The 25575-nt window shown below is 55.0% G+C and carries 14 protein-coding genes; 13 read left to right on the plus strand and 1 reads right to left on the minus strand.

Annotated elements, in window-relative coordinates:
* Positions 1-139 precede the first annotated feature (139 nt).
* The 13 genes from LX66_RS24860 to LX66_RS24920 all read left to right on the plus strand — a co-directional run bounded on the left by LX66_RS24860 (position 140) and on the right by LX66_RS24920 (position 25118).
* Entirely contained in the window at positions 140-577 is a 438-nt protein-coding gene (locus LX66_RS24860; protein ID WP_145718549.1) for a QcrA and Rieske domain-containing protein, read from the plus strand.
* A 176-nt stretch (positions 578-753) separates the two neighbouring features.
* Positions 754-1821 carry a class II fructose-bisphosphate aldolase gene (gene fbaA, locus LX66_RS24865; RefSeq protein ID WP_145718550.1) on the plus strand — a complete coding sequence of 356 codons (1068 nt, stop codon included), beginning with the start codon at positions 754-756 and terminating at the stop codon, positions 1819-1821.
* Positions 1822-2051: 230 nt separating this feature from the next.
* Positions 2052-2900, plus strand: coding sequence for an acetyl-CoA carboxylase, carboxyltransferase subunit beta (gene accD / locus LX66_RS24870; RefSeq protein WP_145718551.1), 849 nt, complete (start codon positions 2052-2054; stop codon positions 2898-2900).
* Positions 2900-3337 (plus strand): SsrA-binding protein, encoded by a 438-nt coding sequence (smpB, locus tag LX66_RS24875; RefSeq protein ID WP_145718553.1) that lies wholly within the window; start codon positions 2900-2902, stop codon positions 3335-3337. The genes accD and smpB overlap by 1 nt, the downstream gene beginning before the upstream one ends.
* Before the next feature lie 206 nt (positions 3338-3543).
* Positions 3544-4680 (plus strand): tetratricopeptide repeat protein, encoded by a 1137-nt coding sequence (locus LX66_RS24880; protein ID WP_145718555.1) that lies wholly within the window; start codon positions 3544-3546, stop codon positions 4678-4680.
* A gap of 170 nt (positions 4681-4850) precedes the next feature.
* Complete coding sequence (locus tag LX66_RS24885) at positions 4851-9518, plus strand: hypothetical protein (RefSeq protein ID WP_145718557.1); 4668 nt, start codon at positions 4851-4853, stop codon at positions 9516-9518.
* Positions 9496-11619, plus strand: coding sequence for a fibronectin type III domain-containing protein (locus LX66_RS24890; protein ID WP_145718559.1), 2124 nt, complete (start codon positions 9496-9498; stop codon positions 11617-11619). The genes LX66_RS24885 and LX66_RS24890 overlap by 23 nt, the downstream gene beginning before the upstream one ends.
* 35 nt (positions 11620-11654) lie before the next feature.
* Positions 11655-16475, plus strand: coding sequence for a hypothetical protein (locus tag LX66_RS24895; protein ID WP_145718561.1), 4821 nt, complete (start codon positions 11655-11657; stop codon positions 16473-16475).
* Positions 16476-16588: 113 nt separating this feature from the next.
* Complete coding sequence (locus tag LX66_RS24900; protein ID WP_145718563.1) at positions 16589-18748, plus strand: fibronectin type III domain-containing protein; 2160 nt, start codon at positions 16589-16591, stop codon at positions 18746-18748.
* A gap of 4 nt (positions 18749-18752) precedes the next feature.
* Positions 18753-21539, plus strand: a complete 2787-nt coding sequence (locus tag LX66_RS24905; protein WP_145718566.1) for a hypothetical protein — start codon at positions 18753-18755, stop codon at positions 21537-21539.
* A gap of 3 nt (positions 21540-21542) precedes the next feature.
* Positions 21543-22019 carry a hypothetical protein gene (locus tag LX66_RS24910; RefSeq protein ID WP_145718568.1) on the plus strand — a complete coding sequence of 159 codons (477 nt, stop codon included), beginning with the start codon at positions 21543-21545 and terminating at the stop codon, positions 22017-22019.
* A gap of 35 nt (positions 22020-22054) precedes the next feature.
* Positions 22055-23401: a PKD domain-containing protein gene (locus tag LX66_RS24915; RefSeq protein ID WP_145718570.1), complete on the plus strand. Its 1347-nt coding sequence runs from the start codon at positions 22055-22057 to the stop codon at positions 23399-23401.
* Positions 23394-25118, plus strand: a complete 1725-nt coding sequence (locus tag LX66_RS24920) for a porin family protein (RefSeq protein WP_145718572.1) — start codon at positions 23394-23396, stop codon at positions 25116-25118. The genes LX66_RS24915 and LX66_RS24920 overlap by 8 nt, the downstream gene beginning before the upstream one ends.
* Here the strand turns inward: LX66_RS24920 and rnhA are convergent.
* On the minus strand, positions 25115-25570 hold the full coding sequence (rnhA, locus tag LX66_RS24925; protein WP_145718574.1) for a ribonuclease HI: 456 nt from the start codon (positions 25568-25570) through the stop codon (positions 25115-25117). The genes LX66_RS24920 and rnhA overlap by 4 nt on opposite strands.
* Positions 25571-25575: the final 5 nt, after the last annotated feature.

The following is a 25575-nucleotide window of genomic DNA, read 5'->3' on the forward strand; positions in this document are numbered from 1 at the left end:
CGGTGTTTTCCTATGTTTTCCCCCTGTCATCCCTGTTAAGTTCCCGGTCAGCTCCTGTGAAACGCCCATTTCCCTCCCACTTCCTGGCAACCTTTCCTCCCCGTGCCCCGTACTCATATACGTACTAAACCTGCAATCCATGGAAAGAAGGGACTTTGTAACCAATCTCAGTGTGGCGCTGGCGCTGGCATGCACCGGCGGACTGGCCGCCTGCAGCAAAAGCGACTCCGGCGACCCTGATCCCAATCCCGGCGGCGGTGGCGGCGCCCTGCTCACCGCCAATCTCGGCTCCGAGCTGCAAAACACTGGCGACTATAAAATAGGCGGCGGCGTGATCCTGATCAGGATAGCAGCCGGCAATACGGTATCCTCCTTTGCCGCCCTGTCCAGCACCTGCACGCACCAGGGCTGCACCGTGGCCCGGTTCAACAGCAGCACCAACCTGATTGAGTGCAATGCGCCCTGCGGCCATGGCAGCCGTTACACCACCAGCGGCGCTGTCAACACCGGCCCCGCCACCGCGGCGCTGGCCAAACGGACGATCACCATCAGCGGCAGCACGCTGACCGTCACCTGATGCAAAAGCGGAAAGCTGAAGGCAGAAAGCAACGAAGCCATTGGCGCGAGTCCCTTATTCCGGTTCGCCCTGATCAGCTTTTTGCTTTCTGCTTTAGGCTTTCTGCCTTACACCTTTTGCTTTCTCCTTTTTCCAAGTATCTTTGCCCTCCGTAAACAGTAAACAATTAAAACTATATGGGAAAATACAGAGCCGGCGTGTTATTCGGCGAAGAGCTGGAAGCGCTGTATAAGGATGCAAAGGAAAATGCATTTGCCATGCCTGCGGTGAACGTGGTAGGCACCAACTCAGTAAACGCAGTGCTGGAAACCGCTGCCAAAGTAAACTCTCCGGTAATTATACAGTTCTCCAACGGCGGAGCGCAGTTCTTTGCCGGTAAAGGCATGCCCAATGACAAGCTGCAGGCGAATATTGCCGGCGGTATCTCCGGCGCCAAGCATGTACATGAAGTAGCCAAATACTACGGCGTGCCCGTAGTGCTGCATACAGACCATGCCGCTAAAAAGTGGCTCCCCTGGATAGACGGCCTGCTGGATGCCGGCGAAGTCTTCAAGCAGCAAACCGGCCAGCCCCTGTACAGCTCCCATATGCTGGACCTGTCTGAAGAGCCGATCCAGGAGAACATCGAGATCTCCAAAAAGTATTTTGAAAGAATGAACAAGCTGGGCATGTCCATCGAGATAGAGCTGGGCGTAACCGGCGGTGAAGAAGATGGCGTGGACAATTCCGGCGTGGACAACTCCAAGCTGTACACCCAGCCCGAAGAAGTGGCCTATGCCTACGAAACCCTGTCACAGGTTGGCTCCCGCTTTACCGTGGCCGCCGCTTTCGGTAACGTGCACGGCGTATACTCCCCCGGCAACGTGGAGCTGCGCCCCGTTATACTGAAGAACAGCCAGGATTTTATCCAGCAGAAACATAAAACAGCCAACAAGCCCGTGTACTACGTATTCCACGGCGGCTCCGGTTCTCCCAAGGAGCAGATCCGTGAAGCCCTGGGCTACGGCGTGATCAAGATGAACATTGACACCGACATGCAATGGGCTTTCTGGGAAGGCGTGCATGACTATTACGAGGCCAAAAGGGATTACCTGCAGGCCCAGCTCGGCAACCCGGAAGGTGCGGACAAGCCGAACAAAAAGTACTATGATCCCCGGGTATGGCTGCGCAAGGGCGAAGAAACCTTTGTGAAGCGCCTGGAAGAAGCATTTGCCGACCTGAACTGCATCAACAGGAACGCATAATCATACTGAAGAAGAAAGGAAAAGGGAGAAGGGAAAAGGGAGAAAGAACAGACTCCTTTTTCCCTTCTCCTTTTTCCCTTTTTCCCAATTCATTAAACAATACACATATATAAATAATACATTCAAATTATTGTGTTACAGGTTCTTTTAGCGTAATATTGCGAACTAAAAAAGGGAGTGTAAATATAATTCGTATCTTGCACCACTATTTTTTAACCTAATAGTAATATATGTCAAGCTGGTTTAAGCGCATTAAACAGGGCATTTCAACATCTACCAGTGAAAAGAAGGAAGCACCGGACGGTTTATGGCACAAATGTCCTAACTGTAAGAAAACCATTACTGTAAAAGACCTGCGGGAACATTACTACGTTTGCGACAAATGCAATTACCACAACCGCATCAATTCCGCGGAATACTTTGAGATAATATTTGATGACAGCGAATACGAGGAGCTTTTCCCGAACATCTACCCAAAGGATATGCTGGGCTTCCAGGACCTGAAACCCTACGGGGAACGGTTAAAGGAAGCGCAGAAGCGCTCCGGCCTGAAAGACGCCATGCGCGTGGGCGCAGGCAAGGTGCTGGGCAACGACCTCGTGGTGGCCTGCATGGACTTCGCCTTTATCGGCGGCTCCATGGGCTCCGTGGTAGGAGAAAAGATCGCACGCTCCATTGATCATTGCATTGCGCATAAAATGCCGTTAATGATCATTTCCAAATCCGGCGGCGCCCGCATGATGGAAAGCGCCTTCTCCCTGATGCAGATGGCCAAAACATCCGCCAAGCTTACCCAGTTGGCCAATGCCAGGCTGCCTTATATTTCCCTGATGACAGACCCCACCACCGGCGGCGTAACGGCCTCCTATGCCATGCTGGGCGACCTCAACATCGCCGAGCCCAAAGCGCTGATCGGTTTTGCCGGCCCCCGTGTTATCAAGGAAACGATCAAGAAAGACCTCCCGGAAGGGTTCCAGAGCGCCGAATTCCTGCAGGAGCACGGTTTCCTGGATTTTATTGTGGACCGTAAAGAACTGAAACAAAAGCTGGCAATGGTGCTGGAGATGTTTAAACACTAATGGCAGAGCTAAAGAACAGATCGGCTTATTTTGAGTATGCAATAGAAGATAAATATATTGCAGGCATCGTATTGACCGGCACCGAGATCAAATCCATCCGGGCCGGTAAAGTGAGCTTTAACGATGCCTTCTGTTATTTTTCCAGGGGAGAGCTGTTTGTAAAAAGCCTGCATATCGCCATCTACTCCCATGGTACCTATGCCAACCATGATCCCCTGCGGGAACGCAAGCTCCTGCTCACCAAACGGGAGCTGCGCAAAATGGAGAACAAACTGAAAGAAAGGGGCTATACCATCATTCCCCTGCGCATTTTTATCAATGAAAAGGGACTGGCCAAAATGGAAATAGGCCTGGGCAAGGGGAAAAAGCTGCACGACAAGCGGGAAAGCATCAAGCAAAGGGAAACAGAACGAGAGCTTCGCCGGTATGTAAAATAAAATGATTATCCGTTTACGTAACCAGGTATGAACCACTATCCGCTTCGCTGTCATGTCAGGGCCGCTATGTCCGGCACTACAGTAGCACTGGCGCTTGATCAGGGACCTCGCCACAGCCGGGGTGTAATCGGCTGTGGGTGCCCTTTGGGGTTCCTTTTTGGGCAAGCAAAAAGGAACAATATGCAAATCATAAACTTCAACTGTTCATGCGTAACTACACACGGCTGATCATGGCCGCTATCCTATTCCTATCCGTATCCTGCAAGTCAGGCGAAAAACTCTATAACAAAGGCCGCTATGACGATGCCGTAACCGCCTTCGTAAAAAAGCTGCAGCGCCGGCCGCAGGATGCCATCGCCCTGCAGTTGCTGCCCAAAGCGTACCAACAATCATTACAACTACATGAGGACCGCGTAAGCGGCTACCTCCGCTCGGACGATCCCCTGAAATGGGAATCCGTAAGGCGGGAATACCGCGTCCTGCAGCACCTCTATGATGTTATACACACCTCCCCCGCAGCACTCAGCGTGGTACAGCCTAAAGATTACCGCAGCGCCATCACCGGCGCCCAGGAAAATGCCGCCCAGGTAAGGTATGAGCGCGGCATGGAGCTGCTGGAGCGCGGCGACAAGGCCAGCGCCCGCGAAGCCTATGACGAATTTGCCGCCACGCTCAAAATGGTGAACAATTACCGGGATGCCCGGCAACGTATGGAGGAAGCCTTTGAGCTGGGCACTATCAACGTATTGGTCAGCCGCATAGAAGTACGCAGCCCGTACTACCAGTTCAGCGCCGACCAGTTCCGCGATGCGCTGGTACGCAACCTGCAGCAGCGCGGCGTCAACCGCTTCGTGAAGTTCACAGACGAACGCTTTGCCCGCGGGGAGAACATACAGCCGGATGAATACCTGGAAATGCAGTTCTACGATTTTGAAGTGGGACAAACCTATGTGGACCGCTCCCAGCGCGAAGTAAGCCGCGAAATAGAGACCGGCTCCGTAAAAGACACCAGCGGCAAGGTCATTAAAAGATACACCACCGTAAAGGCCACCATCTATATCACCCGGAAAACCGTCGTTTCCCGCGGCCTGCTGGACTACCGCATCATTGATGTAGCCAATAACCAGGTGCTGCGTACAGACCGCATACCCGGCAGCTATACCTGGGTGAACCAGGTAGGCACCTTCCGCGGCGATGAAAGGGCCCTCAGCGAGGAAGACAAACGGCAACTGGGCGGTGTGGACGCCCCGCCGCCGCCCCCGCAGGAGCTGTTCATGCTCTTTACCCGCCCTATCTACGACCAGTTGGCCAGGGACCTGCAAAGCTTTTACAGCAGGCTGTAATGCCTGCTTTATTTACCGGCTCCACACAAAATATTTTTTCTTAATTTGTAAAAAATATTAATATTGCAATTGATTACACGGGGATGCCCCATTGTAATGATTGAGTAATCCGTATAACTGTGTAGTAGTAGTAACAAACCCTGTATACCTATACCCTATTTGCCTTGCCTATGGTCAACTGTTACCCGCGTAAGCTTTATTACCGTTGTTTTCTCCTGTTTGCCTGGCTCATGGCCGGAGGCGTGCTGACTGCGCTGGCCGGGGATGGCGACTCGCTTAAAGTAAAGGCGCCGCTGCCCATAGCCGCAACCGTTGAAGGCAATAGCGCAATGGAAATCCGCAGCTTCCCGGACATTGACCGGCAACTGCTGCAGCAAACGCTGTCCGCCCCCGCCGCTGCCCTGTTCACCAATGAGTACCTCCGGCAAACATATGATACCGATACGGCCACGCACCCTTACCGGGAGCAGGCCAGGGCAGCGTTCCTGAAAATGGACCAGGAGAACCGCTACACCTCCGCCCTCTCCCCGGATGATCTGAATGAGCTGCCCATCGGGCTTTCCCGTACCGTGAACAATACCACGGTGAAGATCGCCGTCAGCAACGCCATCTTTCACCCGGAATACGCGGAGCTGACCGTATACGCCAGGCTGGAGATCCCGCAGGAGCCGCGCGAGATCTTCTTCGGCATAAAAGGCATCCGGCTGTCCTACAACGGCGGCATCATTGGCGACGCCAAACTGGTGCTGCTGGGCGATGTGCCCATCCGCATCAATGGCGGCACCGCCGCGCTGATACTCAAAGGCGGCATGAACATGGAAACCGGCCAGGGACTGGACCTCACCTATGTAACCATGGATTGCAACGGCTTCAAAGAGCTGGGCCTGGCCGCGGAAGTGGCCTTCCCGCGCACCATGCTGGTGCCGCTGAAGCCCGACGGGGAGCGGAACGAGGACCCCAATGCCCTGGTAAAAGCGGCTTTTAAAACCGTGGTGGCCGACTGGAATGACATACTGGTGAACCTGAGCCTGCCCGCCTTCGAGATAGCGCCGCTGAAAGGCGTGGGTTTTCATATAGGCAATGCCGTATTTGACGGCAGCGACGTGCGCAATACGCCGGATATCGTATATCCCACCGGGTATGAGCAGCGGTACATGCCGGCGGATAATCCCAACCTCTGGCGCGGCGTGTACGTGGCGGACCTGGAAGTGATCCTGCCCAAACAATTTGCCCGCCGCAACCAGCCGGGCGCCCGCGTATCCTTTGGCGCGCAGCACATGATCATTGATAACAACGGCCTTACCGGCGCTTTCTTTGCCAACAACATATTGCCGGACGGCAGCGCTTCCGGCTGGCGCTTTACGGTAGACCGTTTTAATATAGACCTGGAAGCCAACCACCTGGTAGGCGCAGGTTTCAGCGGCATGGTGGGCCTGCCCGTATCTGATGACCCTTTGGGCTATACCGCCGTGGTCACCGCAGATAACGAGTACATCCTGAAGCTGAGCACCCTGGATACCCTGAGCTTCAATGTATGGCAGGCCAAATGCGAGCTGGAGCCCAATTCCTGGGTGCAGCTCAAGCTGGCGGAAGACCGCTTCCAGCCGGAAGCCATGCTGCACGGTCACCTGGGCATATCCGCCTCCACCAAAGGCGATGACGGCAAGCCCATTGCCACCTTCAAAGGCATTGTTTTCAGGGACCTGCACCTGGAAACCAACCCGCCCTACCTCACCGCCAGCTATTTCGGGTATAAAAGCGAGAACCGTGTTTCCAACTTTCCCGTATCCATCAATGAAATAGCCCTGCGCGCACAAAACGGCGAAGCCGCGCTCATTTTTGGCATCCGTATCAACCTGATGGAACAGAATTTTGGCGGCGACACCAAAATAGCGCTGGTAGGCAGGTTCAATGAAAAGGAAGGGCTGCAGACCTGGAAATTCGAAAAGCTGAAGCTGGAAGAGATTGCCATCAATGCCAAAATAGCCAATGCCCTCAAGGTTTCCGGCCGCATAAAAATATACGATGACGACCCGGTATATGGCAATGCCATCAGCGGCCAGGTAGCCGCGGATTTCCTGAACGACAAGGTAAAAATAGAGGCCCGCGCCATGTTCGGCTGCAAGGACTTCCGCTACTGGTATGTAGATGCGAAGGCAGACCTGGGCCTGGGCATTCCGCTGGTGCCTCCTGTCAATATACAGGGCTTTGGCGGCGGCGCTTACTACCGCATGAAAAAACAGGGCGTGGACATGCTGGCCTCTCCTACCGGGGTGAACTATGTGCCGGATGAGAACACGGGCCTGGGCATTAAAGCCGCCGTGCTGTTCAGCATTGTCAAGAAACAGGTAGTGAACGGGGAAGTTTCCTTTGAAGTGGCCTTCAACAGGAACGGGGGTATTAACTTCATGGGCTTCTACGGTTACGCCAAAATACTGGGCCTGCTGCCGGATGTAGGCGGCGTGGAGGACTATGTAAGCAAGCAGTTCAGCAAGCTGGAAGCGGCGGAACAAAGCGCCATCGGCAAACTGGGCGGCACCGGCGAGAAGCTGCAGGCGCTGAAAGTGTCCAACCCCTCGCAGGCAGCGGAAAGCATTGCCGGCGACAGCTACCGGGTGGGCGAAAGCGGGCTGTCTGCCTATGTAGGCATGCAATATGATTTTACGCAGTCCACCTTCCACGCCAATTTTGATGTGTACCTGAACATAGCCGGTGGCCTGCTAACCGGCACCGCCAGCGGCAACCGCGCCGGCTGGGCCGTGATACACGTAGCCCCCGGGGAATGGTACTTCCATATGGGCACGCCGGAAAATCGTTTAGGCGTTAAGTTTGGCCTGGGCAGCATCTCCATCAAAACAGGCGCCTACCTGATGGTGGGCGACAAGATACCCGCCTCCCCTGCTCCGCCGCAGGAAGTGGCGGACATACTGGGCGTAGACCTGAAGGAACTGGATTACATGCGTGACCTCAATGCGCTGGGCGACGGCCGGGGCTTTGCCTTTGGCGCCAGCCTCAGCGTAGAGACCGGCGACCTCACCTTCCTGATACTGTATGCCAATTTCAAATGCGGCGTAGGCTTTGACATTATGCTGAAAGATTACGGCGACGCGCATTGCAAGGGCAGCACGGAAAAAATAGGCATTGACGGCTGGTATGCTAACGGGCAGGCCTATGTGTACCTGCAGGGAGAAGTGGGCGTAAAGGTAAACCTGGCCTTTATCAAAGGCCGCTTTCCCATCATATCCGGCGCGGCAGCCGTGCTGATGCAGGCAAAGCTGCCCAACCCCACCTGGCTGAAAGGCTACATGGCCGTGAAGTTTGATATACTCGGCGGGCTGGTAAGCGGCAACATGCGCCTCAAAGTGACCATCGGGGACGAATGCGAGATCGTGACCGGCAGCAACAGCCCCGTGGATGTAAAGATGATCGCGGATGTAACGCCGGCCGACAATTCTGCGGATGTAGATGTGTTTGCCGCGCCGCAGGCCGCTTTTAACATGCGCATCGGGCAGCCCTTCAACGTGGAGGACGACAACGGCTCCAAAACCTACCGCGCGCGCCTGGAATCCTTTACCGTAACGGATAACGGGCAACCCGTGCCCGGCCGCCTGGAATGGAATACGAATAACGACGTGGTAACCTATTACTCCAAGGAAGTATTACCTACCAAACATACCCTGAAGGCCGTTGTAAAGGTCACTTTTGAAGAGCTGCTCAACGGTACCTGGCAAACCGTGTACATGGACGGCAAAAAAAGCGAGGAGGAAAAGACGGTGACCTTTACCACCGGTACCGCGCCGGACTTTATTCCTCTGCAAAATATCGCCTACTGCTACCCGGTGGTGAACCAGCGTAACCTGTTCCGGGATGAGCTGGACCGTGGCTACATAGTGCTGCAGCGCGGGCAGAGCTATCTGTTTGACAGGCGCTGGCGCTACGAGATACAATTCAATACCGGCGGCGCATCCGTTGCCAAACTGCCGATGCAGTACGACAGCATTGCCCAGCGCATAGACTTTGTGCTGCCGCCGTTGCAGCCCCTAACGGATTATACCTTCGATGTGATCGCTATACCGCCGGGTGGCGACGCTGCCGTCAATGCAGTGGTGGCCTACACCCAACAGGAAAACGGCGAGGACGGTGACTACTCCGTAAGAAGCAACAAGGCTAGTAACGTAAGCCGGGGCGATGTCACCAAATCACTGCTGGGCTATGGCTTCCATACCAGCCGCTATAACACCTTTGCCGCCAAGCTGCAGTCGCTGCCGCTCAAACGGGGTATGGCCAGCCGCGTTACCTCCGACGTGGTGAGCCTGCAGGTGGAAGTGGGCAGCTATGAGCTGTTTGATGTACCGGAGCTGCAGGGCACGCCCTTTACCGGTTACGAACCACTGGTAAGCGTCCATGCCGTCACCGACGATATATATTTCCGGGAAGATGTAGATCCCATTATTTACCGCAACTACCCGGTAGACCCGGAGATCGTTATCACGCACCGCGATACCAACGAATGGGGCATTGTGCCCACCAAAGCCATTACGGTAATGGCCGATTACCTGGCCGGCGCAGCCAGCGGGCAACCGCTGCCCGCCACCTTGTCCGTGAGGCTGCCCTATGTATACGACCTGCCGTTGGCCTACAAGCTGGACCTGGAAGACCTCCAGTACCAGGTGGTGAACAAATACCTGGGCAGCCCGCAGCAAAGCCGGTACCTGTACCTGATCAACGCCTGGTACCCGCTGATGCGCAACGGCCGCTACAAAGTGGCGTACCAGTACACGCTGCCGGGTGGTATAAAAGGAACGTCCGCTATCTATGATTACATTAAAACCTATTAAAACGGTGCTGCAGTTCATACCATGCAAGTACATAATTCTCCTGGCAGTAGGGTTGCTGGCGCTAAGCGGCGCCGCCAGGGCGCAACGCAGGGATACCGCCCGCATCCAGGTTATGGCCAGGGCGCAGGAGCACAGCATATTGCTGCGCTGGGCGGTTACCAAAGCATCTGCCTGGCGGCTCAGCAACCAGTATGGCTTTGAGCTGTGGCGCTTTACCGTGGTGCGCAACGGGCAGGTATTGCCCCAGCCGGAAATAACGCTCCTTAGCCCGCAGCCCATCAAACCGCAGCCGCTGGAAGCCTGGGAGGAAATAGTGCGGAAGGATAATTACGCGGTGATCATTGCGCAGGCCATCTTCGGGAAGGATTTCGAGGTTAGCGGCGGTGACAACAACGGCATCGCCAGGCTGGTGAACCAGTCTCAGGAGTTGGAGCAGCGCTTTGCCCTTTCCCTGTACGCGGCGGACAACAGCTTTGAAGCGGCTAAACTGGCCGGCTGGGGCTATGAAGACCGTAACGTAAAACCCAATGAAAAATACCTGTACCGCATTAAGTCGCTGGCCCCGGCCACGCGTATACGAATAGATTCTTCCGGCGCCTTCATCGGGCTGGCAGACCACCGGGAACTGCCCAAACCGGCCAACATCGGCGCCGTATTTGGCGACCGGAACGTGGTGCTGAGCTGGGACTACAGCCTGCTGCAGCACTACTACAACTCCTGGTTTATTGAGCGGTCCCGCGACAACGGGCAAACCTATGAGCGCGCCCGCAACCTGCCGGTGACCAATTTCAATGAAAAGGAAAAACGCGCCTCCCCGCGCATGTATTTCATCGACTCCCTGCAGGACAATAATACCGTGTACCATTACCGGGTACGCGGCGTATCGCCCTTCGGGGAGGCCGGCCCGCCTTCTGACCCGGTTACCGGCAAGGGCAGGCACCTGCTGGCCTATGTGCCCAATATCCGTAGCAACAGCGTGGATGAAAAAGGCGTGATGGAGCTGGGTTGGGAATTTGAAGCAGCCGGCAATAAACTGATCAGCGGTTTTACGCTGAACCAGGCCCCCACGGCAGATGGCCCCTACACAGCAGTGCTCAGCAATATTCCCCCGGACCAGCGCACGCTCAGGTACGGCCAACTGCTGCCCACCAATTATTTTACCATCACCGCCGTGGCCATTGAAGGCGAGCCCTCCACCTCCTTCCCGGTGCTGGTGCAACCGGTGGACTCCATACCGCCAGCCGCGCCTGCCGGCCTGGCCGGCACTATTGACAGCAATGGCGTGGTGCAGCTCACCTGGCAGGCCAACAGTGAAAAAGACATACTGGGCTATAAAATATTCCGGTCCAACATGGCCGGCGAGGAACCAGCCGCCCTGGTGGATTCCGTATGGCTGCCGAATAAGTACCGCGACTCTGTGAACATACGTTCGCTGAACGGCAAAGTGTATTACAGGGTAACGGCGCTGGACCAACGGTATAACCAATCCCCCTTTTCCGCCGTGATAGAGATCCGCAAACCCGATGTGATCCCGCCCACCTCCCCCGTGCTCACCGGCTACAGGGTGGCGGACGATGCAGTGCACCTTTCATGGATACCCGCCAGGGATGAGGACATTGCCCAGCAGGTAGTGTTCCGCAAAACATTAGCAGCCGGAGCGGATAAATGGGAAGGGCTGCCGCCGCTGCCGCCTGCCGCCCGCAACTTTGCAGACCGGGCCGTCACGCCCGGGCAAACCTACGCCTACCTGGTACTGGCCAGGGACAGCAGCGGGCTGGAGTCCAAACCCGTGCAGCCGTTAACGGTAACCGTGCCCTACAACCCGGCTAAAGGCATGGTACGGTCTTTCAACGCGCAGGTAAACCGGCAGGAACGGTACATTGAGCTGTTCTGGAAAGACGACCTGGCGGATGTGCAGGAGTACCAGCTCTATAAAGGAGAAAAAGACGGCGCCGTTACCCTGTGGAAGATCATTCCGCCGGGCACCCGCCGTATTGTGGATGACCAGCCCCGCATCAATACGGAATACGTGTACAGCATCCGCGCGGTGCTGCGCAGCGGCGCTACCGGCAATTATAAAGTCATTAATGTGCAATACTGATATGCGGCAGATTTATAAAAATAAAACATGAACGAATGAAAAAAATTTTACCCCTCTTTTTTTTCATTTTAATGCATACGCTGGCGAATGGTCAGGCGCAGTATGAGGTATCCATGGACCTGGTGCTGTCTTACAACGGTAATGCAGACAGGGCCGACTGTGGCAGCCGCTTTGAAATAACCGCTTATTTCAGTGACGGCACTTCCTCCCTGGTGTGGACAGAGTCACTGGACGGCTTGCGGGATGACGAGGTAAGAACGTACAACAAGAAATTCTATTTCGCGGCCACCAAGCGGCTCACCCGCTTCCATATTTTTGGCAGGCGAAGCTGGGACCGTGGCTGGCCGGCCGGCTGTAAAAGAAATGATGTGGAAGACTCGAAGGATATATATGTCAGTCCTTCCCAACCCTGTTACACCACTTTCAGAACCGGCTTTATTCCCCGCTATACCCGCGGCGATATGACCATCAACGTTTACCCGCGGAGCATCACGGCAACGCCGTACAACCAACTGTTTCCCGACGAGGGCAATATTACGCTGAATGCCACCACCGGCTTTCCCAACAGCACCTATGTATGGCAGTACCGCACTTCCTCCACCGGCTGGCAGGATTTCCCCGCGGCCTTCCAGCGCAGGCCTTCCATCAGCTTTTCCGGCAACGACCTCCCCAACAACTTTTTCCTCAATGCCTTTGCGAACCGGGAGAACATCCAGGTGCGCGTTAATTACGGCTGCGGAGGCGTGTACAGCAACACCGTCACTCTCAGTCCGCGCCTGGCAGCACCCCGCATTGTATCGGTCACGCCGGTGGCCCCTACCTGCTATGGCGACCAGGATGGCAGCTTCATCGTACAGTTCAGCCGGCCATTGAAGCCGAAGGAATCGCTGGTGCTGCAACTGGACAAGCAGGAGGAGCCGGAAGGTTCCCCGCAGGCATTCATTGACGACCGGCAGATCACGGCCCTCGATGGGGCATACCGCTTCACCTGGTCCAATGACCGGGAAGCGCGCAGGTACCGTGTTGTATTGAGAGGCTCCTATCCCAATGACGTGCCCAACCCGGTAGCCACGTATACGAACGGGCCTGATTACCGGCGCAACTTCGAGATCACGCAGCCCGGGCCTATTACTTTTAACGCCGTCAAACAGCACGATGTGCGGTGTTACGATGGTGCGGACGGCGCGGTGGATATCAGTATCAGCGGCGGCAACGGCGGCTGTATACTCTATTACAGGAATGCGGCAGACGGCGTGGACCGGCAGGTATCCATCGGCAACAATACCGCCTATACGCTGGAAGGACTGGAGCCCGGCGTGTACACCTTATGGTTAAGGGACAGCAAGGGCTGTATGCCCAGGGACGCCGGCAATGCGGAAGTGCAGCGCACCGTCACCATTACGGAACCGGCTGCCCCGCTGGCCATAGATGCCGCCACCCTCACAGACCCTGCCGCCTTTGGCTACAGCGATGGCAGCATAGTAGTCCGGCTCAAAGGCGGTACGCCTGCTGCAGACGGCTCCTACAATGTCACCTGGACCCGCCCGGATGGCACGCCAGTGGCGCACAATGGCAGTACCGGCAGCGGCATTTATACCACCACCTTATCCAACATCCCGGATGGCACCTATCAGCTACGGGTTACAGACGCCAACCATGCCGCAGCAGGCAGCGGCAGCGAAGCAGGATGTATAGTGACCGCTGTCTACACCATTACCCAGCCGCCGCTGCTGGTGGTGAACGCCGGCATTACAGACAGTATTGCCTGTAACGGCGACGGCAATGGCGTGATCACCGCCCTGGCTACCGGCGGCAAACCAATGACCCAGCCACCTTACTACACCTATGAATGGTACGAGATCATTAACGGGCAACCTGCTGCTACGGGACAAACGGGCACGGTAGCCAACGGCCTGCGCGCCGGCCGCTACCAGGTGAAAGTAACGGACGCCAACGGCATAGAGAAAACGTCGGACATCATCAACCTGGCAGACCCCGGCCCCTTGCAGGTACAGTTTACCGAAACGCCCGCCACTTGCTACAATAGCAGCAATGGCGCCGTCAGTGCATTGGTGACCGGCGGTACGCCTGCTTACAGTTACACCTGGAGCAACGGCAGCCATACTGCCGGTATCAATCACCTGCCCACCGGCGCCTATACGCTGAATATAACGGACTACCACGGCTGCCGCCTCACGGATGTGGCTTTTGTACAACAGCCTTCCGCCCCGCTGCAGATCCTGACGCCCACGCTCACCTATCCCCGCGCCTACGGGTACACGGACGGCAGCATCAGGGTGCTGCTCAGCGGCGGCACGCCATTGGCGGACGGCGCCTACCACGTTACCTGGCAGCGGGCAGACGGTACTGTGCTGAACGGGCATACCGGCCAGGTAACAGCCGGCGGCTACGAGTCGCTGCTGGGCAATATCGGCGCAGGCGACTACACGATCACCGTTACTGACGCCAACTATACCGGCCCCGGTCCGGATATGCAAAGCTGCATAGTCGCCGCCACCTTTACATTAACGGAACCGCCGGCGCTGAGGGTGGATATATCGGAGCAGCATTACGTTTCCTGCAAGGGTGATGCGGATGGCGTGCTGGTGGCTACCGCTGCCGGCGGCGTACCGGTAAGCGGCCCTCTGCCATATTACTTTGCCTGGTATAAGGCAGACAATGGCGTCTATAACGCTATCGGGCAAACGACCGATACCGCGCGCGGACTGTCCACCGGGATCTATAAAGTGATCATTACGGACTGGAACGGCATCACCAGGGAATCTGCACCCTTCCACCTGGTGGAACCGGAGCAGCTACAGGTGCAGCTACAAACCCGCGCAGTAAGCTGCCACGGCGGCGATGACGGCTTTGTAAAAAGCACCGTTACCGGCGGCACCCTGCCCTATACCTGGTCCTGGAATACCGGCGCCACGGCCGCCAATATCCTGGACCAGCCTGCCGGGGATTACAGCCTGCTGCTGACAGACGCGCACGGGTGCATGCAACAGCCCGCCGCCACGATCACGGAGCCTGTAGCACCGCTGGCCATTATCCATGTGGTGATTGCCGATCCGCAGGCATTTGGTTATACAGACGGTCATATCACCGTTACGCTGAGCGGCGGCACGCCTGCTGCTGACGGTTCCTACAGCGTGCAATGGCTGGATGCCAACGGGCAACCGCTCACGCAGCATACAGAACAGGTTGCGCCCGGCGCTTTTGTAACAAAGCTGGAGCATGCCGGTGACGGGCGCTACACGCTGCAGGTGAAAGACGCGCAGTTCGGCCGTAGCACCAATGGCAGCACCGGCGGCTGCTATATCTCCGCGGATTATGAGCTTACGGAACCGCCCCTGCTGAAAGTATACATCGCGCAGCACCGCTATGTTGCCTGCAACGGGGACAGCGACGGGCAACTGGTGGCGCATGCGGAAGGCGGCATCCCCCTTAGCAGCGGTCTGCCCTACCAGTACCAGTGGTTTAAAGTATTGAACGGCAGCCTTGTGCCTGTACCGCAAACGGACAGCATTATTCACGGCATGGCCGCCGGCGCTTACCTGGTGACAGTAACAGACTACAATCATATTACCCGTTCCTCTGACACCTTCCACCTCACAGAACCGGGGCCGCTGTCTGTGGCGATCAGCACCACGGCGGTTACCTGCGCTTCCGGGCAGGATGGTACCGCTACCGGTATTGTCAGCGGCGGTACGGCGCCCTTCCACTATGAATGGACCACCGGCGATACCACTGCCGGCATACAAAATATCACGGAAGGCAGCTACCTGCTGTTCGTAAGGGATGCGCATGGCTGCGAAACCCAAAACCAGGCGGATATCTATATCCCCGGCGGCATTGTGATAGATGCGGATATCAAAGCGCCTACCTGCCATGGCGACTGTGACGGCTATATCCGTACCAGCATCAGCGGCGGCGTTCCCCCCTACACGTATAAATGGAATACCGGTCATACCGGCGCCGCCCTGGAACAGCTTTGCGCAGGCAGGTACACGCTCACCATCACGGACGCCAACAACTGCAGGCGCATCCAGACCTTCAGCCTGCCGGACCCGGCGCCGCTGCAGGTGCAACTGGGCGCGGACAAAACCCTGTGCAACGGGCAGGCCTGGACGGTGAATGCCGCCATTGCAGACCCGCAGGCCAGGTACGTATGGGGCGGCAGCCCCGCCTTCCAGGCCGCAGCGCCGCAGGTCACGCTCAGCAACAGCGGGCAGTACTGGGTAACCGTTACTGATGGCAAGGGCTGTACCGGCAGCGATACCATCCGCATACAACAGCGTAAAGTTGATATTTCCGCCGAGTTTGTGGCCGCCACGCAGGTGTTCCGCAATGAAACCGTGTCGCTCATCAACATCAGCAGCCCGCTGCCGGAAAAAACGGAATGGATCATACCCGCCAACCGTAACATCACCGTACTGCAAAACAGCACCCTGCTGGCAGAGCTGCGTTTTGGCGATACCGGCGTGTACCACATACAATTGCGCAGCACCATCGGCGATTGCGAGCAGGTATTTTCCAAGCAGATCGCCGTGCTGGAGCAGCAATCCTTTACGCAGCCCGGCGGCGCGCAGGAGCCCTTTATCAGGTCCTTCGAGGTAATGCCCAACCCGAACACCGGGCAGTTCAGTGTGCGCATCTCCCTGGACAAGACAGCGGAGATCCGGCTGCGCCTGTTCAACATCATCAGCAACCAGTTGGTCAGCGACCGCAGGGAAAGCCCGGCGCAGCAGTTCAACATCGGTTACCAGTTGAACATAACGGCCGGCACCTATGTGTTGCTGCTGGAAACGCCCATGGGACCTGCGATAAGGAAGATCATCATCAGTCAATAATTATTAAAAAGATACCGGTGACAGCGAAACGCAGTATACAAATAGCAGTCAGCATATTATTCTGCATAATATGCCATCGGCTTGCGGCACAGCAATACCCCGTAAAAGTGCAGGTGCAAACCATTCAGCCGGTTTCCGCGCAGCTCAGCAACCTGTACACCGGCACGCAACCCCGCATGCTGGTGACCCTGCTGAACACTGACCTGCAGAAACCGGTGCTGCGGGTACGCCTGCGGCTCAGCATCAAAGGCACTACGGCCGCCCTGCGGAGCCGCGACTATGGCTATTATCCTGTGATACCGCTGGATGCCGGCATACCGGTGCAACTGTCGCTCAACGACCTGGCCCCGTATTTTGATATCAATAACCTGGAAGTGTCCGGCATACCGCGGGCGCAACTGCAGCAAAACGGCAAGCTGCCGGATGGTTTCTATACTTTTTGCATGGAAGTGGTGGAAGAGCGCAGCGGGCAGTTGGTCAGCAATGAAAAAACCGGTTGCGCCCCGCCTGTATGGATCAGCACCAGCGAGCCGCCCCTGCTGAACCTGCCGCGCAAAGGCGAAGCCGTGGCCTTCCGCGATCCCCTGAACATTATCTTTAACTGGACGCCCCGGCATATGGGCAGCCCCAATGCCGCTTTCCAGACCGAATACGAATTTACGCTGGCGGAGCTGTGGGATACCGGCATTCTGCCCGAGGCGGCCTTTGGCACCGTGCCGCCCCTGTACCAAACCACTACCAATGCCACTACCCTGCTGTATGGCCCTGCAGAGCCGCCCTTGCTGCCCGGCAAGCGTTATGCCTGGCGCATACGCGCCAAGGCCAGGCAGGGCGTTGATGAATTTGACGTGTTCCTCAACAACGGCTACAGCGAAATATTCTACTTCACCCTGCAGGAGGACTGCCAGCCCCCGCAGCAGGTAAGCGCCACGGTCGCCGACGGGCGCATCAGCATCAACTGGATGCCACAGCCCAAAATGTTTGAGTACATCGTGGAGTACCGGGAACAGGGCAAGGATAACGCAGAGTGGTTCAACGTAAAGACCAACAGCAACGCCGTTACCATCTACGACGCCGTGCCCGGCCGCCGCTACGAGTACCGCGTGGGGGGCTATTGCACCCTGGGCAATAAAACCCTGGGCGACCTGCACGGTTTTACCGTGCCGGCGCAGGATACCGCCCGCAACAAGAACTGCGGCCTGCTGCCGGATATAAAGATCGCCAACCAGACCGCCATCCAGCAACTGCTGCCGGACGACCAGATCATGGCCGGCGATTTCCCGGTCAGGCTGCTGCAGGTAAGCGGCGCAGGATCGTTTACCGGTTACGGTTATATCACCATTCCCTTCCTGGGCTACAACCGCCTGAAGGTGAAGTTTGAGAACATCAAGGTAAACACCGACCGGCAGTTGATCGGCGGCGTGATCATGACCACCTTTGACCCGCTGGAAAAGCAGGTGGTCAGCGTGGATACGGTAGTGCAGGCCTTCAGCGACCTGGCCGGCGTGATCAACGACCTGGCCCGCCTGGCCATTGATGAGGACTACCTGGCCATCAAAGAGCTGACGGAGCAGATCAAAGAAATGGCGGAAGAAGAGCTGCCCGAAGCGCTGAAAGACCGCATGACCGAAGCTGCGGATAACATGGAGCAGGCCAAGCAGGAGTATGACGAAGCGAAGAAAGCCTACGACGCAGCCACCACGCCGGAGGAAAAGGCCGAAGCTAAAAAGAAGATGGAAGCGGCAGAACAGAAGTTTGAGGATGCGAAGAAAGAGGTAACCGCTGTGAATAAGGAGAAGGAGAAGCTGGTGAAGGATGCCACGAAAATTATCATCAAGGCTATAAAAGAGCTGCATGCCGAAGCCGAAGCCTTACAAAACCGGGAGAATGAATATGCCGCTGCCAGGGAAAAAGCGGCGGCAATTACTGCTACAACGGATAACAACAGCGCAACCGGCATCCTTATTATCAGAACCGAAAAGATCACGGTAGGCGATAAGGATCAGCAGGCCTTTAACGATATAACGGCCCCTGTACAGAACATCCGCTTGTTCAAAAGCTACAGCACCTTTAGAAAGATCATCAATGCCATTAATAGTCACTATGCGGATCGTACAGATGCCGACATTGAATCAGATGTGGCATTAAATGGTAAAAAAATGGTCAAAGACGTACTGGACGGGCTTTATAAGAACCAGCCGGAAGAGGAGATCAAGGCCAGGGTGAAGGAATACCTGTTTATAACAATTTGTAAAATCGGTGATCAACTATAATTCCATGCAGAAGCTTATCATATCAATCCTGGCAGTATGGTTCATAGGAACCGCTTTTAACGGTTATGGTCATCCCCCGGATGACTATGAGCAAAAACTGCTGGACCGCTTGTCCGCCAAACTGGTCAAAGCCATCGCACATAACAACAACCCTGGAAAAACCGGCGGCAGGAAGCAGTACCTGGTCTTCGACGATGGCGGGCAGGACGGCTTTGTACCCTGGTTTACTTCGCTCGATGCCGCCCGCTTGTGGTTCAGCTATTACCTGCCGGGGGAAACCGAGTATAACTCCCCCATCCAGATACAGATCAATCAGCAGATAAACGAACTGAAAGAGAATTACCTGAATAAAACAAAGTACAAGGATTATGATATCTATTTTGTAGTATCCGGCGTCTACTATGCAAAAAATATTGAAGACCGGGAGAAGGAGGAATCACTGGACTGGAAGAACCTGCGTACCCGGTCCTTTGACACGGATGTAAAGGATGGGATTGCAAAAGAAAAAGGCGGCCAGGCAGCATTGGAAAAGTATGTGTCCCAACTTACAGAAGCCTTGCTAAAGAAAGTAAAGCAGGGAGTAACCGAGGATATGACCAGGCTCTCGGGTTTTGAATATGACAAGGCCGACAAAACCCTGATCGTGTTTAAATGGGTAATGTTTGACATTACCACAAAAGGCGCCTATGACTATGTATACGATCCTGATGCAGGTAATACAATAGAAGAGAACCTGAAAAGAGTATACACTACCCACCAGGAATCTGCTATGTACGTAATTGACGGTATTCGTTACTACCGCAAACACGAAAGTGATATTACCGGCCTGGTAAGCTTTCTGAACCGGGATAGCAATGGAGACATCACAGATTACAATAATACGGTCAGCAGGAATAGCAAGCTGCTTAAAGATGTGACCAATACTTTCCTGTACTTCTACCAGCAGGACAAGGACACCCTGATGAAAAACTTCTGCAAGGCCCCGGACCCGCAGGCGATGGTGGAAAAGATCGCCAGCACCTATTCCATGCCAACAGAAGGCCGTGCCATGCGTAATCCCGGCATATTCACAGGCATGTCTTTCAATGACCGGAAATGCCTGCTGGAGTACCTGCTGAACAAGGACTACTGTACAGATATACGTGGTTCCATTTTTTCAGCCAACGGCTGCGAGAACGTGCTGCTGGATGTTATTGAAGGCACCCCCCAGGACCAGAAAAAAGAGTTGCTCGATTTTTTCAACCAACCGGGCAATTACTACAAATTGGTGAAGAAAATAGATGATGCCGGGGGAGATGACAATTATACAGAGGCTGTATTCATACTAAGCAATATGGCGGAACGCCTGCAATATGGTGATAGCGCCCATAACAGCATAGACGGAAATGTGTTTAAATGGTATATAGAAGAGATCGGGAACTACCGGGTAAAGATAGTCAGCGACGTTGATGCTACCGTTGATGAAAAAACCGGCATCCAGTTCAAAGTAACGTCCGGCATTAAAACCAGGTGGCGTACCCTGCCCTCCCATACGTTTGATCCCTGCTTGCCCTTTACGCCGGTCAAACTGGTGATCACAGACCAGGTGGCCTATATCAGGAACGTGAACGGCATGCCCGTAAAAGTAGGGGAAACGATCACCGTTCCCGCCATTTTCCTGCAATGGGTGGTGCAGAATGAATTCAAGAAAGAACTGGCCGAACAGGCCCGTGGGCTCATTCTGACCGTAGCCCTTTTTACAGGTACCGGAGAGCTGGTAATGGCCACTTCTACCGCTGCCAGGATATGGGCCGCTGCGGACATATTCTTTACCACCGCCTCCGTCATTACCCAGGATGAGGATGTCAGGAACTATGTGCAGGACAAATGGGGAGAGGATGGCATTGCTACCCTGGACGCCATTGATGAACTGGGCATGTATGTGGGAGTAGCTTACCTGACCACCGGCATTATCAAAAGTATTGACAATGTGGTGCAGAACGCCACCACCAGGAGGATCATACGGGAAATGGCGGAAGATGCCCGGCTGCGGCAGCAACCTAACCACCTGGACGAAATCAGCAAGTTGCTGAATGCCATGCAACTGGAAGACGACCTGCTGTTAAGGATCAGGAACAGCCTGGCAGAAAGAATTGCCGGGGAAAGCTCCTTGTTTACCATGCGTTATACGGATGATGAGCTGCGGATGATCATTGCCAACGCAAAAAAAATGGAGCTGCCGGACCGCGAAATAGAAGACATCATCTTCAACGGCTGCAGGAACGAAAAACAGTTCACGGCAGAACAACTGGTATCACAATGCAATTTCTGGACGATTGTTAAGCAAAGGGGTTATCCGAACTTATTCAACACGCTGCAGGAATACGAAAAATTCAGTGAGGTACTGAAAACCCTGGCAAAAAAGTGGGATTTACCTGAAAATTCTATTTTTGTGCAGGGCAGCTCCCTGAAAGTTTCTGAAGCAGTTGATATAGCTGATATTGACGTAGCCATAAAAGTGGATGGAGCCACATTTGATAACCTTGTAGACAGGTTTAAAAACGCTACTTCTTCCACCGGCCGTGTTAAGAATATTGAAGCCGATGCGCTGAAGGGCAAGATCAGTGGCGGTATGATGTTTCAAAAAGACGTGAATGGCTCCTTTAAAGCAAAATTCTGGAATGCTTTCGAAAGCCAGGCGGAAACTGCCGCTATAGCAGCAAGGTTAAAAAGCAGCGGTATTGACTTCCAGATATCAATAATTAAAATGGACGCCGCACTGGATGTAAGTCCATACCTAAAACTAAAATGATATATGTATTACCTCGGATCACCTTTTGAGCAGATAAGCCAGGTAGATGAAGCTACTGCATTGAAAAGAAGTGGCTATTATAAAGAGAAAGAGATGAAAGTACCTTTCGCCGATAAAATAATAGAAGCATATCATCATGGAAATATCGACCTGGTCATTTATGTGAAGGCCCGGCACGGAAATAAGGCTTTAATTGATTTTCACAATGAGCACTACGGGCAGGGTATGTCCTTTCACGTAGAAGACTACGTGGCTGAAAGGACCATCCACACTACCAGGTTTATTAATTCCCGGATATCGGGATTCTCCGTGTATCACTTTGATGAGTATTGGCGCTTGAAGATAGACCAGGCTTATGATGAGAAGTATGGCCTGATAGAGTACCGGGAGCTTTACTATCATGATGAAGAGGAATTGCCCTTTGAAGAGCAGTTCTTCTTTGCCAGTAACTGGATTATTCGAAAGGAAAAATATAAATGAACCGTCAGGAATATCTTCCCTGATGTATAACGCCTATGACCAAACCCTTACCCTATACCCTATGTACACTGCTGCTGCTGTGCGCGGCCTGCTATAAGGAAGTGCCCCGCCCGGTCACGGCAGACTTCACCTATGTGCTGGCAGACAGCTCCCGTACCGTGCCCGCGGTGCTCAATTTCACCAACCGCAGCGTGGGCGCTACCGGCTTTAAATGGACCTTTGAAGGCGGGGAACCGGCTACTTCGGAATATGAGAACCCCGGCTCCGTAACCTTTAGCCAGGCAGGCGCCCACAAGGTGACCCTGGAAGCCTGGAATGAGGATACCCGCGAAACAAAGACCATCACCATCACGCTGGACAGCGCCGTGCAGGTGGCTTTTGATGCCGAAATACAGCTCAACGACTTTTCACCCGTACAGGTAAAATTCACCAACCGTACTACCGGCGGCAGCGCCTGGAACTGGACCTTTGAAGGCGGGGACCCGGCCGCCGCGGAAGGCACTGCGCCGCCGCTCATTACGTTTACCACACCCGGCCCGCACGAAGTGACCCTGCAGGTAAGCAACGGCGGACAAACCTTCTCGCTCAGCAAAACCATCTCCGTAAAGCCGCCACTCAGCACGGACTTTGAAATAAGGCCCTCCTTCCATGACGATGATTATGAAGCGCCCCTGACCGCCATCCTGGAAAGCAAAAGCAGCAGCTACCTCAGCCAGCAGTGGCAAAGCAGCGGCGGCGTGCTGGACAGCGATACCGCGTCCAATACCACCCTCTTCCTGCAGGATCCCGGCACCTATACCATTACGCTCAAAACGGCCAATGGCAAGGAGTCCGGCGCCATCACGCGCAGCATCACGGTAAAGCCCAATTCCCGCCTGCGCACTATCAAGGATGTGAAGCTGGGCATCAGCACCGCGCATGCGGATATTGGCTGCTTCTATTCCACCCGGCTGCGGAAAGTGTTCCGCAAAGGAGACGACCTTTCGGCAGGCGGCAAAGAGATAGACCTGGTATTCTTCGGGCTTAACCGGAACTTTACCTATAACAAGTTCATATCCCCGGATTCGGCCGCCAGCTATACCTTTAGCGCTATACCCGGCGCTGCCGCCACCCGCTTCATCAACCGGCAGGAACAGTGCAACTGCAATGTGCAGCTCACCGTAGCCGATTTTGACAACATGCAGAGCGATGCGCCCCTGCAAAGCCTGCAATGGCCGGCCAATGCTACAGGCGGCCTGCAGTTTGACTATACCCTGCTACCCCGCGTGGTGCTGTTCCAAACGCAGGACGGGCGCAAAGGCGCGGTGAAAATAAAGGACTTCGTGCTGGAAGGCAGCACGGCCTATATATTGGCGGACATAAAAGTTCAGAAGTATGAATAAACCCCTGGCCCTATGCCTATGCGCGGCAGTGTGCTTACCCCTGCTGTCACCGGCGCAACAGATCAACCTGGAAAATATCGGCGATATGTTTGGCAAAGGCAAGCCGCTTAAAGTGAACGGCGGCCTCAATGCCAGCACGGTATTCAACAGCGGCGGCGGCTACGGGCGGCAGCCTTTCACCTGGTTCATCAACGGCAGCCTGAACGCCAACCTGCTTGGCCAGCTCAACCTGCCCTTTTCCTTTAACCTCACCAATGCCGGCGCCGGCTATTCCTATCCCACCATGCCCAACCGCCTCAGCCTGCACCCTACCTACAAAGGCGTTACGGCCCATATCGGCGATGTGGTCATGTCGTTCTCGCCTTATACGCTGAACGGGCACCAGTTTACCGGTGTAGGCGTAGACGTGGCGCCGGAAAGCGGCTGGAGCATCAGCGCTATGTACGGCCGGCTGCTGCGCGCCGTGAACTATGACAGCACCAACCGCAGCGTGCTGCCCTCCTACCGGCGCATGGGTTACGGGGCTAAGCTGGCGCTGAACAGGGAGCACTATGCGCTGGCCCTCAGCTTTCTCCGCGCCAAGGACCATACCGATCCTGCGCAATACCTGCCGGATACGCTGCACATCTACCCGAAAGAGAACCTGACCGTAAGCCTGAGCGCTACCCTGCGACCCCGTAAAGGGCTGGAGCTGACAGCGGAGTATGCCAACAGCGCCATGAAGCTGGACCGGCGCGATAACCACGGGGCGGCCAAAACATCCGGCGGGAACCTGCTGGAAACCGTTTTTATGTACGAGGCCCGGAATACCCGCTTCTATAAAGCCTTGAAAGCAGGCTTGAACTATACCTTCTTCAAAAGCACCATCGGCCTGGGCTATGAGCGCATCGATCCCGGCTACCAGACCCTGGGCGCGTATTACATGAACAACGACCTGGAGAACATCACCGTCAATTTCTCCCAGCCTTTCCTGAAGGACAAGGCCAATATAGCCGTTAACGTAGGCTACCAGCGCGACGACCTGAGCCATACCAAAGCCGGCGCCACCTCGCGCATGGTCAGCTCCCTGAACGCCAATTACATGCCGGATGAAAAATGGAACCTCAATCTCAGCTATTCCAACTTCCAGACCTATACCAACATCAGGCCGCAGTTTGAATACATTAACCAGACCGACCCTTACGGCAATATGGATACCCTGAACTTCAAACAGGTGTCGCAGAACGTAGGGCTTAATGTGAACTACATGATGAAGACCGCCGGCAACAAAAGCCATAACATTAACATGAACCTCAACGTACAGGATGCGGCGGACATACAGAACGGCGTATTGTGGAAAGGCAACGGCTCCCGTTTCTATAACGCCAACACGGCCTACACCCTGCTGCTGATACCGCGCCAGATCAGCTTTACCGGCGCCTTTAACTTAAGCTACAACAGCATCGGCCGCAACGATTTCCTGACGCTGGGCCCCACCCTGGGCATCAACGCAAAGCTGTTCGACAAAAAAGCTACCGCCGGCTTCACCACTTCCTATAACAGCAGCGCCAGCGACGGACAGCAACAGGGACAGGTGCTCAACCTGCGCGCGAACGCAGCCTACATTTTCCTGAAAAAACATAATGTGAACCTGAATGCCGTGCACCAGACCCGGTGGACGCCCAAAGGCAACAGCAGCAACGTGACGGCAACGCTGGGGTATAATTACAGCTTTTAACCCTGCTCAAACCCCTCGTCTGTCAGCCAGGGGCCATTATCCGCGGCCTGGGTGGCCAGTTCGTCACAGCGGTTGTTATAAGGGTTGCTGGCATGGCCTTTTACCCAGGTCATTTTTACCTGGTGCTTTTTATACAGGGGAATGAACCGCTGCCAGAGGTCTTTATTTTTCTTGTCCTTGAAGCCGATCTTTACCCAGTTCCAGAGCCAGCCTTTTTCAATACTGTTTACAATGTATTCACTGTCGGTAAAGATATTCACGGCCAGCCCGTCCTTCTTCAATGCTTCCAGCCCGGTAATAACGGCCAGCAGCTCCATACGGTTATTGGTAGTGCGGCGGTATCCCTGCGACAGTTCCTTGCGCAGCTTGCCCCACATTAATATTACGCCATAACCGCCAGGGCCCGGGTTACCGCGTGATGCGCCGTCTGTGTAGATCGTAATTGCTGACATAAGGG

It is taken from the genome of Chitinophaga japonensis (genome assembly GCF_007830125.1).
GTDB classification, from domain to species: Bacteria; Bacteroidota; Bacteroidia; order Chitinophagales; family Chitinophagaceae; genus Chitinophaga; species Chitinophaga japonensis.